Consider the following 20187-nt stretch of genomic DNA (forward strand, 5'->3'; position numbering starts at 1 on the left):
GTGGAACTGCGATTGGAACCGGTACTAATACGACTAAATATTATCGTGAACATATCGTCGACGAAATTAATAAAATCACCAACATGGAATTAAAACAAGATACAGACTTGATCGATGCGATCCAAAACACGGATCACTTCGTCGCATTCTCCTCCAGTTTAAAAACTTTAGCAGTCGACTTATCCAAGTTTAGTAACGATTTACGTCTATTAGGTAGTGGTCCTCAATCTGGTTTAAACGAATTATTACTTCCTAAACGCCAAGCAGGTTCATCAATCATGCCTAACAAAGTTAACCCGGTCATCCCCGAAGTGGTTAACCAAGTGGCATTTGAAGTGATTGGTTTTGACGCAACCGTAACTGCGGCATCAGAAGCTGGTCAATTAGAACTAAACGCATTTGAACCAATTATGTTTAAGAGCATTTTAACCGCTGAAATTCATTTAGCTAACGCAATTACCACATTAGTCGATAATTGTTTGGTAGGAATCGATGTTAACGTTGATCAATGTCTAGATGACGTTCGCAAATCAGCTGTTACCGCAACGGTATTATCACCAATCTTAGGCTACAACAAAACGACCGAATTAATTAAACGTGCGACAAAGGAACATGATACAGTTCCGCATTTATTAATTCAAAACAACATTTTATCCGCTGATAAAGTAAAACAATTATTTTCTCCTGAATACTTAGTTAATGGAAATGAATAAGCACATAAAAAAAGAGCCCTGATTAGGGCTCTTTTTTTATATTTTTCTTCATTAAAATATCTTTTTGTTTATCAGAGCCAACCGTAAAGACATGTTCTGAAAATGGTTTGAATCCTTTTTCTTCATAAAATTTGATAGCGTTAATGTTATTTTCCCAAACACCTAACCAAATTTCTTTTTTATTTTTCTTGCGACCCTCATCCAGTGCATAGTTCATAAGATGTGTCCCCAATCCACGTCTTTTAAACTCTTTTAAAATATAAATCCTTTCGACTTCTTCAAAATCATTTCCCATTTCTTCAGATTGCGCTTCAGAAAAGTTTATTTTTAAATATCCCGCTAACTGATTGTCTACGAAAATAAATTCAAAATCAGAATTATCATCATTAATCTCTTGAGAAAGTTGTTCCTTACTATAATTAGTTTCATACATCTTTTCTAAATCAGACTTACTATTGAATTCACCGAAAGTGTCATCAAAAGTTTTAATACTAATTTTTTGAAGAGTCTCTACATCTTCTGTTGTTATCTTCTTCATACTAATTGTCATTATCAAGCTCCCTCTTAATAATCTCTTTTTTTACCGTTTTTGACGTCTTTCCAATCTTTTACAACGTTGGTTTTAACTTTATTCAATAAATTAGTTAATTCTTTAATTTCATCACTATTTAGCCCAATAGTGGCTACTTTACTAGAATAATTATTTTCATTATTAATTATTGGATAAAGCTCTTCACCTTTCTTAGTTACATATAAATGCTGATTCTTATTATTGCTACTATCAGTTTTCTTGATTAATAAACCGTTTTTCACCATATTGTTAATGGCTCTACTACCAGTAGTTTTATCAACGCAAATCAATTCACACAAATCCTTTAAAATAATTCCCGGATTCTCAAATACTCTAGCTAAGTATAAATATTGGCCTTTTGATAACTCATATTGTTTGAATTCAATGTTACTAATCGAATCTAGTGATCTTGCGATACTTCCGATTTCTCTTAAAATATCTTCCATAATCTCTCCTTTTAGTTGCAAATGCAACTATATCACAAATGATTATATTTTAGCAAAAAAAGAGCCCTGATTAGGGCTCTTTTTATTTACATTAACATGAATACATTCGTAACAACGGTTGCGGAAACAATTGCTGAGAAGCTAAGCATCACAGTCATTAGTATAAAGTTAGGTTTTATCTTGCGATCATACATATATACAATCGCTAAAAGTGGAATGGTTATCGCAAATATGCACCGAATAATAAACGTATAATCATTCATATCTTTCATCCCTTTATTCAAATTCTACTAAATGTTTGGGTTGCTTGTCTTGATAAATACTAATCGCATCTTCTGTCGCGAACTTATCCATATTAGCAACTGCCGCATCTGTGTAAAAACCAATATGTGGTGTAACTAAAACGTTGTCCATTTGAATTAATTCCTCTAGATTGTCATTGTCATATCCAGATGAGCCTAAATTAATTCCGCTGATTGTTTCTTCACCTTCGAAAACATCAATTCCAGCAGCACCAATTTCACCGACTTTTAACGCAGATAATAAAGCATCGGTATCAACGACGCCACCACGAGATGCATTAATGAAAATCGCATCGTTCTTCATCTTCTTAAAACGATCGTAATTCATAAAATGTTCCATCTCTTTAGTTAATGGTGTATGCATTGTTACTACATCAGAATTAGCCAATAGATGATCATAAGTGACGTATTCAACAGTATCGTATAAGTCAGTACGTTCAATTGGATCTGCAACTAATACGGTTGCACCTAATGCTCTAAAAATTCTAGCAACCGCACTACCAATGGTCCCAGCACCAATAATTCCAACAGTTAAGTTATGAATTTCTTTAGCTTGAATTCCATCCCAACTAAAATCATTTTTCAATTGGCGATTATGCACTTCTTTTAAATGACGCAGCAATGCCATCACGTCTGCTAACACTAATTCACTAACTGAACGAGGTGAGTATGCTGGAACATTGGTAATTTTAATATCTGATTCCTTAGCGGCTTCAAAGTTAATAATTTCAAAACCAGTGGTTCTTAACGAAATTTGTTTAATCCCAAACGATGATAATTTTTGGTAAACAATTGCATCAAGAATCGGACTATGTTGTTGGACCGTAATTGCATCATATCCATTAGCTATATCAACTGTGTCCTTTGATAAAGGTACATTGACCATATCGATTTGAACGTTATTTTCTTCAGCTAATCGATCAAAATTAGCTTGTTCATAAGATTGTGCATTGTACATTAATAACTTCATCTAGTTTTCCCCCACAAATTTTTTAATTCGACGAATTGCTTCTTTCAAATTATCTTCACTAGTAGCATAGCTTAAACGGAAATAACCGCGACCAGCTTTACCAAAAGCACTACCGGGAACACTTCCAACTTTTGCTTCAGTAGCTAGACGACGACAAAAGGCAAAATCATCATCGCCAAATCGATCTGGAATTTTAGCAAAGATGTAAAAGGCTCCACTTGGTTTAACACTTTCAATCCCTGCTTCGGTTAAACCTTGATGCAATAAATCACGACGAATGCGATAAATTTCACGCATTTTAACACCATCATCCCTACCGTTAGTAAAGGCTTCTACAGCTGCAAATTGTGCGTTTGCGGTCAATGCGCTAACCGTATATTCATGAACATCTTTAATTACCGTAATAATATCAGCAGGGGCATAAATGACCCCGATACGCCATCCAGTCATTGCATGTGATTTAGAGACCCCATTATAGACAATTGTTTGTTCTGATATGTATTTTGCAATTGAAGTGTGTTCGTGTTCATAATTTAATTCACTGTAAATTTCATCACTAATACAGAAAATATCGTATTTTTTTATTACATCTGTTAATGCTTTAATTTCTTCCTCGCTATATGAAACACCACTTGGGTTGTTAGGTGTATTTAATATGATAGCCTTGGCTTTTGGATGATTTTTAAGCGTTTCATCCAATGCTTTTGGTGTTAATACAAACCCGTCTTTAGAGGTGTCAATTTCAACTGATTGAGCGCCAAAGAATTCAACGCAATTAAAGTATGGTGAAAATGCAGGGGTTGGAATAATGACTTCATTGCCTGGGTCTAAGATGGCTGCTAAAGTATCGAAAATAGCTTCAGTAACTCCAACTGTTATAATCACTTCAGACTTAGCATCGTAATGAATATCATATTTTCTGGCAACAAAATCGACAGCTGCCTTTCTTAATTCTTCAATTCCACGTGAGTCTGTGTAGTGGCTTTGATTGTCGTTAATCGCGTCAATAGCGGCTTGTTTAATATGTGTTGGAGTGTTGAAATCAGGTTCTCCAATTGTTAATGGTATCAATCCCTCAACATGAGAAATTGAAGCGCCAAAAGATAATATTTGATCTGGTTTAGAATTTTTCATCTTTTGACTAATCTTCCCAATTAGTTTGGACATATTAATTGCCTCCTTATTTTATTAGAAAATGATTAGAAAAGTTTAATTAATAATATTCTACATAGGTGGGCAATGTCAAACGAATTATTAATTTAATATTAGAAAAAATAAAAAAAGGTTTACTACTTATTTGTAGTAAACCGATTATTCTGAATATTTAGTTACTTTATTACGGGCATATCTAGAAACGATTTCTGAACCGATAATAATAGCGACACAGGCAATCGTACATAGAATAAATAGCATCCCGTATGAAGTGAAATCAATAATGACTCCACCTACTAGTGGACCAATCGCTCTTCCGATTGATGAAAACGCGTTGGTTAATCCTTGGTATTTTCCTTTCACTGCGACTGGTGTTAATTCATTTACTAACGCTGGAATCGACGGAATTACCGATGCTTCACCGATTGTTAGTACTACCATTGATAAGACAAATCCTGGATAAGTTTTCGTGAAAATCAATGTAAAGAACGATAACCCGATGAATAAAATCCCCAAGTAAATTTGGAAGTATAAACTATCATGTTTTTGCGCAATCCAATTAATTACCAATTGGAAGATTACTAATAAAAAGGCGTTTAGTGTCCATAATAAGCTATACATTGATAATGGAATTCCAGATCCGGTAATGTAGACCGACATGTTGGATACCCATTGTTCGTAGACAATCCAAATGATTGATAATGTGAAAAAGAATGTCGCAATAATCGTAAGGTTAGGTTTTGGTAACTTCACTTTAACCGTTTTTTCCTTATCCCGTTTAGCAGGGTAAATCGATCCTGGTTTATGGTAAGTTAAAACCGCGCTAATGCCATAAATGATTAAAATAACGGTCGATAACATGAAGACATATCCAATCCCAATTGGATAAATGAAGCCAACCGCAATTGTTCCGAATACAACCCCCACATTTTGCGCTAAATACAACATGTTAAAGATGAATCGTCCCGATTTTAAATGGACAGTTGTTCCTAGCGAATTAATCATTGTTAAGTTCCAACCGGTCGTAAAACCAAATAAAACTAACCCAATTGGGTAAAATGGCCATCCATTAAAAAAGATCAATCCTAATGAGATTAAGATAGAACCTATAATTCCTAAAATTGTCAAAAAATAACGGTTATGACGGTCGAATAACTTACCTGAGATATAATTACCCAACACATTTGAAGACGAGTATAGGAATAAAATTATTCCCACCTCGGTTAAGCTCTTCCCCAATGCATCATGCATATATACCGTAGTCAGCGGCCATACGGTACTAACCGCAATATTATTAATTAACGAACCTAGAAATAACCAATGCAGCTTAATTTCATTCATCAAGTCACCCCCATATTTTTACAAAAAAATCCTTAGCTATGCTAAGGATTTAGTTTTCTCTAACCTTGATCATCTGGATTGTATGCAATCGATGAAAATTTATTATGCGATTTAATGAAAAGTAATTTAACGGTTCCACGAGGACCTGAACGGTTCTTTTCGATAATTACTTCAACTTCACCAACATCTTCATTTGTTTGTGTTTCTGAAGGTTCATCGTCATCTTCTTCACCTTCACGTTCATAATAATCATCACGGTATAAAAAGGCAACGATATCGGCATCTTGTTCAATTGAACCAGATTCACGAATATCAGATAAGACCGGACGCTTATCTTGTCGTTGTTCCACACCACGAGACAATTGTGATAGCGCAATTACTGGGACACCCAGTTCTTTGGCAATCTTTTTCAATTGACGTGAAATGTATGAAACTTCTTGTTGACGGTTTTCTTGGCTTCCACCATCAACTAATTGCAAATAATCAATAACAATTAATCCAAGGTTATTAGTATCTTTAGCTAAACGACGAGTTTTCGCTCTAATTTCGGAAATCTTAGTTCCGGCAGTATCATCAATGTAGATTTGGGCTTCACCCAAACTACCAGTAGCCACGTATAAATTGTTTAATTCTTCCGGACTCAATTGACCCGTTCTTAAGTGATTAGCATTGATGTTTCCTTCTGCACAAATCATACGACTAACTAATGATTCGGCACTCATTTCCAAACTGAAAATAGCAACTGCTTTACCGGATTTAGTCCCCACGTTTTGTGCTAGGTTAAGTGCAAACGCAGTTTTACCAACGGCAGGACGCGCAGCTAGGATGATCAATTCATCATCATGAAGACCAGTCGTCATCTTATCTAGCGCCGGAAATCCGGTAGATAGTCCGGTAATTTCTGATTTTTGTTTTGATAAATCTTCAATGTCTTGCATCGTAACTTGCAAAACATCAAAAATTGATCTGAAATCAGTACTATTACGATTTTCGGAAACATTTAAAATTGAGCGTTCCGCATTATCCAGCACTTCATCAATATTACCGTCATTGTTATAACCTTCAGCAACAATGTCGCTGGCAGTTTTAATCAAACGTCTTGCAATTGATTTTTCGTGAACTGACTTGGCGTAAGCTGCAACGTTGGCAGCACTAGGGGTGGTAGTTGCAATTTCAACGATGTATTCGATATTTCCTGCATCTTCTAAATTGTGTTCACCTTCCAATTGACTACGTAAAGTCGTAGCATCAATTGGATCACCCTTATCACCCAATGTTTCCATCGCAGCAAAAATCAAGCGATTTTTATGACTGTAGAAATCGTCAGAGGTAATAAACTCTTGTGATTCAGCTAATCTATCATTATCTAGTAAGACCGCCCCCAAGACAGCCTTTTCTGCAGCGATATCTTGAGGTGGCATTGAATTACTATTTGTTAAATTGTTATTCATATTACCCCTCGATTTCTTGAAACTTATTATTGTTCACTAACATGGACGCGCAAAGTTGCGGTAACTTCCTTGTGTAGTTTGACTGGAACATTAGTGTAACCCAATGTTCTAATTGGATTTCCTAATTCAATCTTTCTTTTATCAATCTTAATGTTATGTTGTTTTTCCATTTCTGAAACGATTTGTTTTGATGAAACTGAACCGAATAGACGACCGTCAGCACCAACTTTAGCAGTTAGTTCAATTACGCATTTGTCATCTTCGATTGTTTTCTTTAAGTCTTTTGCTTCAGCTAGTTCGGCAGCAGCTTCTTTGGCTTCAGCTTTCTTTTCACCATTTAATTGGCTCATTGCTGAGTTAGTTGCTTCCTTCGCTTTACCTTGCTTAATTAAGAAGTTTTGTGCATATCCGTCTGAAACGTTCTTGATTTCTCCACGTTTACCTTTACCACGAACATCTTCTAAAAAAATAACTTTCATTCAAATCACTCCTCTTAATGTCTTTATATTATTATAAACTCTCTAGGCGCTTTTTTAAATGAATTAATTGTCTTCAGATTCTTCTGGAGCTTCCTCATTTTTAACTTCATTGATTGAGTCCATTAGCATAGCAACAACTTCTTCAATTGTCTTGTCAGCAATTTGAGTGGCACCACTAGATAGATGGCCACCACCACCTAGTTCTTCCATCACTCTTTGCACGTTGACTTCACCGTTACTTCTAGCAGAAATCCCGACTAAGTCTTCTGGACGACGAGTAATTACAAATGAAGCATCAACTCCAGACATGTTTAACATTGAATCGGCTGCTTGCGCAGCAGTAACTGGGTCATAAGTTAAGTCTTGTTCACCAGCAACATACATCATGTTTTCATGGCCTTCAATCACTTGGGCTTTAGAGATCAAGTGCATTCTAGCCATATAACTGTCTGGGTTTTCACGCATAAATTGTTGCATTTCTTCCGAATCAGCACCCGCTGAACGTAGATATGATGCAGCATCAAAGGTTCTAGTTCCAGTTCTTAATGTGAATTGTTTAGTATCCACAAAGATACCAGTTAACATTGCAGTTGCTTCTAGCTTGCTTACTGGTTGTGCATCTTGTGATTGGTATTCGAACATTTCAGTAATCAATTCACATGTTGATGATGCGTATGGTTCGATATATACCAAGACTGGGTTTTCTGGGAATTCTTCACCACGTCTATGATGGTCAATAATCATGACTTTGTTTTCTAAACGTTCATATAATTCTTTTGAAACACTCATGGATGGTTTAGAGTGATCGACCATAATTAATAAACTATTATCAGTAGCGATTTGAAGAGCTTCTTCTGGTGTAATGATATCTTCAGATAGAGTCTCATCTTCCTTAGTCTTATCGATCAAGCGTTGAACATCAGAATGGAAAGTACCATCAGGAATAACAACGTAACACTTCTTATCATTCATTTCAGCTAAACGATGAATCCCTAAACCGGCACCAATAGAATCCATGTCAGGTTGACTATGTCCTTGAACAAAGATGGTATCGGCTTCTTTGAATAATTCTTGTAGCGCTTGAGAAATCATACGAGCACGGACTCTGGTTCTCTTTTCCATTGGGTTGGTTTTTCCACCATAGAAACGAGCTTCATGGTCTTTGGCTTTGACCACCACTTGATCCCCACCACGACCTAGCGCTAAGTCTAAATCACTTTGTGCTTGTTCTGATAAATCATTTAAGTTGTCTTCACCATAAGCAATCCCAATACTTAATGTTAATGGGTAGTTTTGTTTAGATGTTGATTCACGAATTTGGTCTAAGATACTGAACTTATCATCTTCGATGTTTTTCAAAATCTTAGAATAGGCCATCATAATGTAGTGATCTTCATCAACTTGTTTGATGAAGAAACCAAATTCTTGGGCCCATTTAGTTAATTCGTTAGTAACATAGTTATTCAAATTAGAAATTTCTTGGTCGGTCATTGATTGAGTAATTTCATCATAGTTATCCAAGAAAACTTGACCAATCGCGATTTTTTCATCGTTATAGTCTTTTTCAATTTGATAATACTTAGTAATATCCATCATATAAATGGTGCGATATTCCTTTTGGACTAACATTGTAAAGTAATGATCATTCCACTTAATGGTTGCGTAATCTGGATTATCCCAGTTGTTTTCAACGATAGTGGCTAATTCTTCATTTACTTCTTCAATTGTCTTACCAAGTAAATCTTGGTCACCAAAATAAGGGGTTAAGTATGGGTTAACCCATTCAATAGCTCCTGTTTCACTGATCATTAAGACACCGACTGGCATTTCCAAAAGGGTTTCTTGTTCGCCACGGTGCATACGATATGATAAATCTGAAATATAATTATCGGTACTGACGCTTAGATCATTCATCTTTTTGAAGATATAAGATAGTAATGAACAAACGCACACTAGAAATACGATTCCGGCAGTCAAGTTATATAGGAAGGATACAACCAATCCGAAAATTGACAATACCGTTAAAGCTAACGCAATCCACCTTAAAACATTATTCTTTAAAAATGGTGGGAGGTTAGTTAATGAGAACAATTTCTTCATTGTAACTCCTCTTTTGCTATTTTTTTATATCTATATTTTATCACATTCGGCGACTAATCAAAAAAATGGAATACAATCATTAATTGTATTCCATCTATTCTTGAAATATTATCACATAAAAAAACTAGGACTGAATAGTCAGTCCTAGCCAAAATTTATTTTTAGTCTTCTGAAACGAATGGCATTAAGCCCATGATACGTGCACGTTTGATAGCAAGAGTTAACTTACGTTGGTTCTTAGCACTAGTACCAGTAACACGACGTGGTAAAATCTTACCTCTTTCAGATACGAAACGACTTAATAGGTTAGTATCTTTGTAATCGATGTATTCGATGTGGTTTGCGGCGATGAAGTCAACCTTACGGCGACGACGGCCACCTCTTCTTTGTTGAGCCATTAGAATTTCCCTCCTCTTTTATTTACACATTAAAATGGTAAATCATCATCGGAAATATCAATTTGATCACCTGAATTAGCGAATGGATCTGCTGCATTCCCACCGTTTGATGGTTGTGATTCAAATGGATTGTTATTTCCTGCATTGTTTTGAGGAGCATTGTTGCCCATGTTGTTTCCGCCTTGGTTACTTGAACGAGGTTCTAGTAAAGCAAAGTTTTCAACAACAACTTCAGTAACGTATACTCTTTGACCTTGTTGATTTTCGTAATTTCTTGTTTGAATACGACCATCAATTCCAACCAAAGAACCCTTGTGGGTGAAGTTAGCAAAGTTTTCAGCGGATTTACGCCAGATAACACAGTTGATAAAATCTGCTTCTCTTTCACCTTGTTGGTTAGTAAAACTACGATCAACAGCTAAAGTGAAGTTACCTACGGCTGAACCGCTTGGAGTGTATCGCAAATCAACATCCCGTGTTAATCTACCAGTTAAAGTTGTACGATTAATCATGCTGAAAATTACTCCTCTCTTTTTAAACGTTTAAATTCTAAATTATCTTCTTACAGTCATTTGACGTAGAATGTCATCACTGAATTTTGATTGACGGTCAAATTCGTCTAGAGCTGTTTTGTCAGCAGTAGTCAAGTTAACAATGTGGTATACACCTTCATTGAAACCGGCAATTTCGTAAGCTAGGCGACGTTTTGCCCAGTCTTTTGAATCAGCAATCTTAGCACCATTGTCAGTTAGGATTTTGTCGAACTTAGCAACTAAATCGTTCTTAGCTCCTTCTTCCATATCTGGACGAATGATGTAAGTAATTTCATATGTGTGTTCTTCCATGAATTACACCTCCTTGTGGACTTTAGACCCAACCTCTTGGGTTGAGTAAGGAGTACTAGTTATTTATAACAAATACTCACGTTCCATAAGTTTACCATTAAAAACTAAATTATTCAATACAAAAACGGGAATGTTTTTTCGCGATACGTTTGTAAATACGCGAAGCATCTCCGTTTCATTTTTTAAAAGTTTTCAATTGTAAATAATTGAGCACCACGAATGGTCATAATGTATCCAGTTCCGCTGCTAGTGAACGCTAATCCTTCAAATTCTAAATTAGTGCCGAAACGAGTGGTTCTGACATCTTTATTCTTTAAATGACCTAACTTGCTAACTGGAACAGATGTGATGACCCCATCCGAAATCAAATATAGACGATTGTTAGCTGGATTGTAACTCATCCCTTGAGTTTGCACCCCAGGACCGTTGGCAATTCCTTGTTTGATAGCTCTAAACTTAGCAGACTTAGTATAAATTTTTCCTTTAAAGATAACGATGCTTCCCGCATGTCTTCTGGATGGACGATACTTAACATAAGTGTATGCATTTCCATTATTATCAAACGCCAATTCATTATTGATTGAATATGAGTGGCTAAATGTGGTTTTAATTTCTTTAATTGGTGCCAATGTATTGGCGCTTACTTCTACAAAGACTGGGCGTCTAGTAACGACGTCCATTCGGATGAACCAAAGACGATTGGTTTTAGGGTTTAGTGCTAATGATTGGCCGTGACCAACATTTAAACTAGGACCAAATTTCACCGCTTCCATGATTTGCGGATCACGACGCTTGAGACCGTATCTTAACGCAGCCATATTAGTAGTGTTGACGCCTAAACTGTTTAGTTTCCATAAGTCATATCTCACAATCCCACTACTAAAACCAGGATACATTACGTAAGCGTATTGACCAGATTTTGAAACGGCAACACTTTGTGGGTTAGCCATATCACCACTAGAATTATATGAAACTGGTAAATAGTAACTAGTGTTGGCATTACGACGGAAGTTACCACCGATAGCTAACATATAATATGGTTGGTTTTGATAGGTACCACTTTCGTAATAACCATTACTGGATCCATAACTGTACTTTGGAACGATTGCGTAATTAGTGTTATTAACGAAATAAGTTGCTGTTCCGCCACTAAGCGCTACGCCCTTTTGCGTGTAAGTTCGGACACCCGCGTGAGCATCTACGCCGAGTACCAATAGTACTAGTGTTAAACCTAAAAATAAGATAGTTAATAGTTCTCTTCTATAATTCATCTGTAATTTCCTTTCAAAATATCAACTATAATTCTAGCATTGATACCCTGTAACAAATAAAAAAATTAGGTTACATTTTGGTAACTAAAAAAGCCATCATCGCAATAATGACAGCTACTTTTTCATCATTTTTTTATAAACAACAAATAGGATGTAAACAAATACCATTTGCAGGCTAATTGATGGGAACGTGTATTTATAGAAATTAACTATAAAGATGATTACGCTCCCCAGAGGCCATTTTAAAACTTCTTGATCAATCCAATTTAAACCGACAACCAATAAATAACTTAGGGCAATAGATACAGTTGTATATATGATGAAACTCTTTGATATCACGATTTTACTCATATTGAAAAAATCATTTTTATCGAATGCGACGGCAGCGAAAATGACCATACTGGTGGTTGCTGAAATAAATAAGACGTTCGCTAAATCCATTTTGCCCCCACGCTCAATGAAGTCATAAATGTCATAGCATAGTGATAATAAAATGACGTTTGCAATCGCCACCTTAGTATATTGTAAAAACTCTTTAATCCGTTTTCTGACTTCTGGTGATCGTTGCATTTTTCCTTTGCGCATAGGCTCATCTCCTCAATTATTATCCATTATAAACTAAAAACGGTTAGATTAACTCCAACCGTTTTTTATTCATTAACTAGATGATTTTGAACATACAAATCGTCCTTTTTAATATTTTTAATAAAAGTTGAAACGCTAAATAATGCGTATATGATTAGTAGCACTCCACTGATAATCATAATGTAACTACCATCAGAGAAGATATCGAACAACAAAGTATAAACCAGTGTTCCAAATGGCATAATGGCGAAACCAACCGTGTATAGTGTTGAACTAACTCGGCCTAAAATATGATGTTCAACCGTGCTTTGGAGACGAATCTCAATTGCCAAATCAAAAATGGCGAATGATAATTCCATCATTAATGATAGTAACATTCCAATCACTGAAACAATCATTTGGTTATTGGTTAGGAAGAATAATACTCCTAATCCCGATAAGCTGACTCCGACTAGGATTAATGTCGTGATAATCTTAGTTGCGAAATGGCGTTGTTCCTTTAATTGGCTAGTAATCAAACTACCTAATAAATAACCGATTGAATAACCAGTTTCAGTCCAAATTACGACTGAATTAGGTAGTCCCAGTTGATTGACGATAATAAATGGACTTCCAGTTACCACCGCAGTATAAAAAAAGTTAACCACGATTTCAGCGATAATACTGTCACGAATAAACGGGCGCTTTTTAACATAATCGATAGTTTGTTTGAACTGTTCTTTTTGTGAAAGGCGTTCTTTTTGTTCGTTTTCAACACGATTGAAATGGAGAGTCATCATAATTGCCATTGCGATGATGGTAGCTAAGATTTCTAAGCCGATTAAGCCTTCGACACTAATTAAAGCGTATAAAGTGATTCCTAACACCGGCGATAAAATTCTAGACGCGGATGCTACAGCGGTCGTTAACGACGTTAGTTTGGCGACATCCGATAACTTCACTAATTGACGAATCGATGCAGAATAGGCCGTATTTCTTAAGTTCACTAGGATGGAATCTACGGCGATAAAGATTGCCACTGGAATCAATAATGCTGTTCCAGAGAAGAATGGCAATGCCAATGCAAGCAAAGCAAACCCAATCACTCTTAGTAAATACCCCCAAAAGATGATCCGTTTATGATTATGGGTATCAACGAAATTACCAATTGGAATAAACGTTAATAGACTAATCAATGGACCTACCGCAATATTCATCCCGAAACTAAGTGGTGAATGGGTGGCATGAAGGAGCATGAAACTAATCCCGTATTGGAAAATTCCATAACTGAAAGCACCTAATCCGTTACTAGTAAGCGACTTGATCATTTGAAGATTAGATTCGCTTTGTGTCATCTTCTTGTTTTCCATTTAATCACCACCGTTTCTAGTTTTTTTAGCATTAGAATTCAATTATAAATCAGTTATATTTCAATTACAAACAATTTTCTTTTTTATTTTAAATATACAAAAAAGCCACCCAACATAAGTTGAATGGCTTTTAATTTATTTCTAATTATTCTTCATCATCGTTTGATTCGATTTCAGTCGGTTCTGCTGGAGTAGAAACTTCTGCTTCTTCTTCTTCAGATTCTTCTTCCTTTTGCACTCTGGCAACAGTAGAAACTCTAGAATCTTCATCAATCTTGATTAAGTGAACCCCAAGGGTTGCACGTCCAGTTTGTGAAACGTCAGAAATACTAAATCTGATCATGACACCTTTGTCAGTAACTAACATGATGTCTTCATCACCGGCAACAGTAGTTAATCCAGCTAATGGACCATTCTTTTCAGTCACGTTAACTGTCTTAATACCTTTACCACCACGACCCTTGATTTGGTATTCTTCAGCTGGCGTTTGTTTACCATAACCATTTTCAGAAATTACAAAGACGTTATCATTTGGATTTAAGACATCCCCACCAACAACGTAGTCATTATCTCTTAGACGGATACCACGCACACCGGTTGCTGAACGTCCCATTGAACGAACGTCTGCGACCTTGAAGCTGACACAGTAACCCAAGTGAGTTCCAATAATGATGTTTTGGTCTTCGGATACAGTTGAAACACGCATTAGTTCATCTTCATCCTTAAGGTGAATTGCCTTTAGACCATTACTTCTAATGTTTTGGAATTCTTCAACAGGGGTTCTCTTTACAGTCCCCTTTAGGGTTGTAAAGAATAGGTACTTACCATCGTTATTTTCATTTTCATCAATGGTAATCACTGCTTGGATCTTTTCGTCAGTATCAATGCCTAGTAGGTTGATAATTGGAATTCCCTTGGCAGCACGACCGTATTCAGGAATTTCATAACCCTTCATACGATATACCTTACCTAGGTTAGTAAAGAATAGTAATGAATGGTGGGTAGTTGTTCCTAATAGTTGTTCGATGAAGTCATCATCATGAACACCCATTCCTTGAACTCCACGACCACCACGGTTTTGACTCTTGAATTCTGAAGTAGCTGTACGCTTGATGTATCCATTATGAGTTAAGGTAATCATAATGTCTTCTTCAGCGATTAAGTCTTCATCTTCAATACTTAAGACTTCACCAACACGTAGTTCAGTTTGTCTTTCATCACCATATTTTTCTTGAATTTCTAGTAATTCTTGGTAGATTAATTCGTTAATCTTATCACGACTTGATAGGATTTCTTTTAAGCGACCGATTTCTTCTAATAGTTCGGCATGTTCGCTAACAATCTTATCGCGTTCCAAACCAGTTAAACGAACTAAACGCATATCCAAGATAGCTTGAGCTTGTTTGTCACTTAGGTCAAATTCACTCATTAATTGGTCTTTAGCGATAACTGAAGTTTGTGATTCACGAATAATGGTAATCACACGGTCGATATTATCTAAGGCCACAATCAAACCGGCTAAGATGTGAGCACGGTTTTCAGCTTTAGCTAATTCGTATTCAGTACGACGTTTAATAACGTTAACTTGGTGTTCTAGATATTCGTTTAAGATTTCCTTCAAGCTTAAAATCTTAGGAGTTCCATCAACGATGGCTAACATGTTAAAGCTAAAACTAGTTTGCATTAAAGTTAGCTTGTATAGGTTGTTTAAAACAACTTGTGCTGATGCATCACGACGAACATCAATCACGATTCTCATACCATCACGGTCAGATTCATCATTGATATCAGAAATTCCTTCTAGTCGTTTATCACGAACTAAGTTAGCGATGTGTTCGATCAACTTAGCTTTGTTAACCATGTATGGAATTTCAGTAGCGATAATACGTTGTTTACCACTCTTTTGTTCTTCGATTTCAGTCTTGGCACGAAGCACGATGCTTCCTTTACCAGATTCATAAGCTCTTCTGATTCCAGACTTACCTAACACAACTCCTCCAGTTGGGAAATCAGGTCCAGGTAAAACTTCCATTAAATCAGCAGTAGTTGCTTCTGGGTTATTCATTAACACATGAATAGCAGAAATAACTTCACTTAAGTTGTGTGGTGGAATGTTAGTTGCCATCCCAACGGCAATCCCGGAGGCACCGTTAACTAATAAGTTAGGGAAACGAGATGGTAGTACTTCAGGTTCTCTTTCACTTCCATCAAAGTTGTCTTGGAAATCAACAGTATCTTTATTGATATCTCTTAGCATTTCCATCCCAATTTTACTTAGTTTTGCTTCGGTATAACGCATTGCGGCTGCGCCATCACCATCGACAGAACCAAAGTTACCGTGTCCGTTAACTAATGGATATCTGTAACTAAAGGTTTGAGCCATTCTAACCATTGAACCATAAACGGCAGCATCCCCATGGGGGTGATACTTACCTAGGGTGTCCCCTACGATTCTGGCAGACTTACGGAATGGTTTGTCCGGAGTAAGTCCTAGTTCACGCATATCATATAAAATTCTTCTGTGAACTGGTTTCATTCCGTCTCGAACATCAGGAAGGGCACGTGCCACGATAACACTCATGGCATAGTCCAAGAATGATGTTTTCATTTTTTCAGACAAGTCAACATTTTCAATACGATGGCTTGATAGGTCTTCATTATTGGCCAATGTTTTTACCTCCAATTCATGGTCACTACATTAAAATGTTTCATGTGAAACATTTGTCGTTAAATATCCAAGTTTTCAACAAATGTTGCGTTTTCTTCGATGAACTTACGACGTGGTTCTACCTTGTTACCCATTAGCATGTCAAAGATTTCTGAAGCTTTCGCTGCATCTTTGGCTTCAACACGTTGTAGACGACGGTTATCAGGATTCATAGTTGTTTCCCAAAGTTGTTCCGCATCCATTTCACCAAGCCCTTTGTAACGAGAGATACTTGGTTTAGGTGAAGCTGGTAGTTGTGCTTTCCATTGTTCTAGTTCTTCATCATTTGCGATATATCTAATCATCTTACCTTGTTGTAAACGATACAAAGGTGGTTGAGCGATGTATACATATCCCGCATCAATCAATGGACGCATGTAGTTGTAAATCAATGTTAATAATAGTGTTTGAATATGAGCACCATCGACATCGGCATCGGTCATAATGATTAATTTGTGGTAATGCACTTTTTCAATATCAAAGTCATTACCGAAACCAGTTCCCATGGCAGTAAACATTGATCTGATTTCTTCATTAGCTAGGATTTTATCCATAGTTGCCTTTTGAACATTCAAAATCTTACCTCTAATTGGCAAGATTGCTTGGGTCAAACGAGAACGACCTTGCTTTGCAGATCCTCCCGCGGAGTCCCCTTCGACGATGAATAGTTCTGAAATTTCAGGATCACGACTAGTATTGTTAGCCAATTTACCTGGTAGATTGGAAATTTCCAATCCTGATTTCTTTCTAGTAACTTCACGAGCACGTTTAGCAGCGGCTCTAACACGAGAAGCTAATGCCCCTTTTTCGACGATTTGTTTACCCAATGTTGGGTTTTCAAATAAGAACTTAGAGAAATGTTCTGAGAAAATGTGGTCAGTAGCAGCTCTGGCGTCTGAGTTACCTAACTTAGTTTTAGTTTGACCTTCAAATTGAGGGTCTGGATGCTTAACTGAAATAACGGCAGTTAGTCCTTCACGAACATCTGGACCAGTTAAGTTTTCATCTTTTTCTTTTAGTAGGTTGTTCTTACGAGCGTAATCGTTAATCACACGAGTTAATGCACGTTTGAAACCTTCTTCGTGAGTTCCACCTTCGATGGTGTGAATGTTGTTGGTGAATGTTCTCATTTCACTGTGGTAATCATCAGTGTATTGAAGAGCAACTTCAACTGAAATATCGTTTTCCATACCTTCAACGTAGATTGGTTCTTCAAAAAGTGGTTGCTTGTCTTTGTCGATGTATTCAACATAGTGCTTAATTCCACCTTCATACAAGAATTCTTCGTATGTAGGTTCTTCTTGACGATTATCACGAAGAGAAATCTTTAGTCCTTTATTTAAAAAGGCAAGTTCTCTAATTCTTTCAGTCAAAGTTTTGATGTTGTAAGTAGTAGTTTCTGTAAAAATATCTGGATCTGGAACAAAGTGGACCTTAGTTCCGTGATTATCTGGATCATCGTCACCAACGAATTTCATTTCAGAAGCAACGTGTCCACGCTTGAAGTCCATGTAGTACTTCTTACCATCACGGGTAACAGTAACGTCTAGTTCTGTTGATAAGGCATTAACTACTGAGGCTCCCACCCCATGTAGACCCCCAGAAACTTTGTATCCGCCACCACCGAATTTACCTCCGGCATGCAAGACTGTGAAGACAGTTTCTAGGGCTGGCTTACCTGTTTTCTTTTGGATATCAGTTGGAATCCCACGTCCATTATCGACAATGGTAATACTGTTATCTTTTTCAACAGTTACGTGAATGGTATCGGCGAAACCAGCTAAGGCTTCATCAATCCCGTTATCAATAATTTCCCATACTAAATGGTGGAGACCTTGGACACTAGTTGATCCAATGTACATCCCTGGACGCTTACGAACAGCTTCTAGACCTTCTAGAACTTGAATTTGGCTGGCATTATATTCGTCAGCTTTTTTTCTTTGTTCTTCTTTTTCTTTATCAGTCAACTTTATTCCTCCCTTAAGTCAGACTATTCTTCCGATTCGACTTGCCCGCTGGAAATATTGAAGATTTTAGGGTCCTCAATTAAGTCACGAGCAATGCCGCTTAGGCTGGTAGTCGTCAAAAACGTTTGCACTTTATTTTGAATTGATTTTAGTAAATGAGTTTGGCGATTATCATCTAATTCAGATAAAACATCATCCAATAGGAGCACCGGATATTCGTTGGTCTCTTCTTTCATTAAATCAATTTCAGCTAGTTTCACTGAAAGTGCGGATGTTCTTTGCTGGCCTTGTGAGCCGAACGTGGAAACATCTTTCCCGTTAATAATAAATTGTAAATCATCCCGATGTGGGCCGTATAACGTACTTCCCTGGCGGATTTCTTTTTGCTTATTTTCAGCAAACAGATTCGTTAACGCTTGGTAAATATCGTCTACGCTAGTTTGGTCTTTTTTCTTTAATGCACATACATATTTAAATTTCAGTACTTCTTTATCTTGTGAAATTCCAGCGTGGATTTTAGCAGCCCATCCCTGTAATTTTTCAAGTAATTCTAAACGTTGAAAAATGATTTTAGCTCCATACGCCGCTAATTGATCGGACAAGACATCTAAGTACAATTCGTCTTTAGCTTCTTTCATCTGGAGCTGTTTTAAATAATTATTTCGTTGTTTTAAAATTTTGCGATACTGAGCATTATTGTATAAATATTGATTACTCATTTGACCGAATTCCATATCCATAAAGCGGCGTCTTATCGTTGGTGCGCCTTTTACGATTGATAGGTCTTCTGGGGCGAATAAAATCACGTTCAATTCACCTACATATGAAGATAGCTTGGCTTGTTCAAGATGATTAACTTTAGCTTTTTTACCCTTTTTACCCAAATCAATTTCTAGTTTGGTCGTGCCAAGTTCCTTTTCAATTTCGCCATAAACTTGTGCAGATTCGCTCTGCCAGTTTATTAGGTCACGATTATTACTAGTTCGATGGCTCCTAGTTAGCGCTAACACGTAGATTGCTTCTAACATGTTAGTTTTCCCTTGAGCATTATTCCCTAATAAGACGTTAATCGAAGGTGAAAAGGTCACTTCAACATCGCTATAATTACGAAAGTGTCGTAATTTTAGTTCTTTTAAATTCATAACTAACGCCTACTTTTTGCGAATAAAAAACAAACCAACATCAATTACTTCGACGTTGTCACCGTCGTATAATTTCTTACCACGACGATCTTCAGGTTCGTCATTTAGCTTCACTGCATGATCTTTTAAATACCACTTAGCTTGGCCACCAGAAGAAACAACATCTTCTTCTTTTAACAACTGTCCTAAAGTAATATATTCGGTATCGATGAAAACATTCTTTTTCAAAACTTCACCCACCTTTACTTATGTATTATTATACCCTTTTATAGGCCAAAAGTATAGTTTACAAGCTAATTTTTGCCATTCTCAGCAATTCTAAATTTAACTAGACCAGTTGATTTAAATTACGTCAAAATCGCTAAAATCTATCAAAATTGACTTTATAAGCAAAATAA

19 protein-coding genes are annotated in these 20187 nt (G+C 36.5%); 1 reads left to right on the forward strand and 18 read right to left on the reverse strand.

The window, feature by feature from the left end; translation table 11 throughout:
- A partial coding sequence (locus M3005_RS02385; protein WP_293793343.1) for a lyase family protein occupies positions 1–713 on the forward strand: 713 nt, incomplete at its 5' end.
- Positions 714–735: 22 nt separating this feature from the next.
- Here M3005_RS02385 and M3005_RS02390 read toward each other — a convergent pair.
- From M3005_RS02390 to yaaA, 18 genes are all read right to left on the reverse strand, one after another.
- Entirely contained in the window at positions 736–1263 is a 528-nt protein-coding gene (locus M3005_RS02390) for a GNAT family N-acetyltransferase (protein WP_293793345.1), read from the reverse strand.
- 14 nt (positions 1264–1277) lie between these two features.
- Positions 1278–1730, reverse strand: coding sequence for a MarR family winged helix-turn-helix transcriptional regulator (locus M3005_RS02395; protein WP_293793347.1), 453 nt, complete (start codon positions 1728–1730; stop codon positions 1278–1280).
- A gap of 276 nt (positions 1731–2006) precedes the next feature.
- The gene (locus M3005_RS02400; RefSeq protein ID WP_293793349.1) at positions 2007–3002 is read right to left on the reverse strand and encodes a D-2-hydroxyacid dehydrogenase; all 996 of its coding nucleotides are present in this window, start codon (positions 3000–3002) and stop codon (positions 2007–2009) included.
- Entirely contained in the window at positions 3003–4169 is a 1167-nt protein-coding gene (locus tag M3005_RS02405; protein WP_293793351.1) for an aminotransferase class I/II-fold pyridoxal phosphate-dependent enzyme, read from the reverse strand.
- Between the two features lie 144 nt (positions 4170–4313).
- Positions 4314–5495, reverse strand: coding sequence for an MDR family MFS transporter (locus tag M3005_RS02410; RefSeq protein WP_293793353.1), 1182 nt, complete (start codon positions 5493–5495; stop codon positions 4314–4316).
- A gap of 59 nt (positions 5496–5554) precedes the next feature.
- On the reverse strand, positions 5555–6946 hold the full coding sequence (gene dnaB / locus M3005_RS02415) for a replicative DNA helicase (RefSeq protein ID WP_293793356.1): 1392 nt from the start codon (positions 6944–6946) through the stop codon (positions 5555–5557).
- A 26-nt stretch (positions 6947–6972) separates the two neighbouring features.
- Positions 6973–7425 (reverse strand): 50S ribosomal protein L9, encoded by a 453-nt coding sequence (rplI, locus tag M3005_RS02420; protein WP_293793359.1) that lies wholly within the window; start codon positions 7423–7425, stop codon positions 6973–6975.
- A gap of 63 nt (positions 7426–7488) precedes the next feature.
- Entirely contained in the window at positions 7489–9525 is a 2037-nt protein-coding gene (locus tag M3005_RS02425) for a DHH family phosphoesterase (RefSeq protein WP_293793361.1), read from the reverse strand.
- Between the two features lie 161 nt (positions 9526–9686).
- Entirely contained in the window at positions 9687–9923 is a 237-nt protein-coding gene (gene rpsR / locus M3005_RS02430; protein WP_034530639.1) for a 30S ribosomal protein S18, read from the reverse strand.
- 29 nt (positions 9924–9952) lie between these two features.
- A complete protein-coding gene (gene ssb / locus M3005_RS02435) occupies positions 9953–10435 on the reverse strand; it encodes a single-stranded DNA-binding protein (RefSeq protein ID WP_053949427.1) in 483 nt (160 codons plus the stop codon).
- A 42-nt stretch (positions 10436–10477) separates the two neighbouring features.
- Entirely contained in the window at positions 10478–10768 is a 291-nt protein-coding gene (gene rpsF, locus M3005_RS02440) for a 30S ribosomal protein S6 (protein WP_053949426.1), read from the reverse strand.
- A gap of 182 nt (positions 10769–10950) precedes the next feature.
- Entirely contained in the window at positions 10951–12039 is a 1089-nt protein-coding gene (locus M3005_RS02445) for a hypothetical protein (protein ID WP_293793401.1), read from the reverse strand.
- Positions 12040–12153: 114 nt separating this feature from the next.
- Complete coding sequence (locus tag M3005_RS02450; RefSeq protein WP_293793402.1) at positions 12154–12624, reverse strand: hypothetical protein; 471 nt, start codon at positions 12622–12624, stop codon at positions 12154–12156.
- A 65-nt stretch (positions 12625–12689) separates the two neighbouring features.
- A complete protein-coding gene (locus M3005_RS02455) occupies positions 12690–13973 on the reverse strand; it encodes an MFS transporter (protein WP_293793403.1) in 1284 nt (427 codons plus the stop codon).
- Positions 13974–14118: 145 nt separating this feature from the next.
- Positions 14119–16581: a DNA gyrase subunit A gene (gyrA, locus tag M3005_RS02460; protein WP_435370525.1), complete on the reverse strand. Its 2463-nt coding sequence runs from the start codon at positions 16579–16581 to the stop codon at positions 14119–14121.
- A gap of 119 nt (positions 16582–16700) precedes the next feature.
- Complete coding sequence (gyrB, locus tag M3005_RS02465; protein ID WP_053949420.1) at positions 16701–18647, reverse strand: DNA topoisomerase (ATP-hydrolyzing) subunit B; 1947 nt, start codon at positions 18645–18647, stop codon at positions 16701–16703.
- Between the two features lie 23 nt (positions 18648–18670).
- Positions 18671–19789: a DNA replication/repair protein RecF gene (gene recF / locus M3005_RS02470; protein WP_293793409.1), complete on the reverse strand. Its 1119-nt coding sequence runs from the start codon at positions 19787–19789 to the stop codon at positions 18671–18673.
- 9 nt (positions 19790–19798) lie between these two features.
- The gene (gene yaaA, locus M3005_RS02475; RefSeq protein WP_187155851.1) at positions 19799–20017 is read right to left on the reverse strand and encodes a S4 domain-containing protein YaaA; all 219 of its coding nucleotides are present in this window, start codon (positions 20015–20017) and stop codon (positions 19799–19801) included.
- Positions 20018–20187 lie beyond the last annotated feature (170 nt).

Source organism: Apilactobacillus sp. (genome assembly GCF_025290035.1).
GTDB lineage: Bacteria > Bacillota > Bacilli > Lactobacillales > Lactobacillaceae > Apilactobacillus.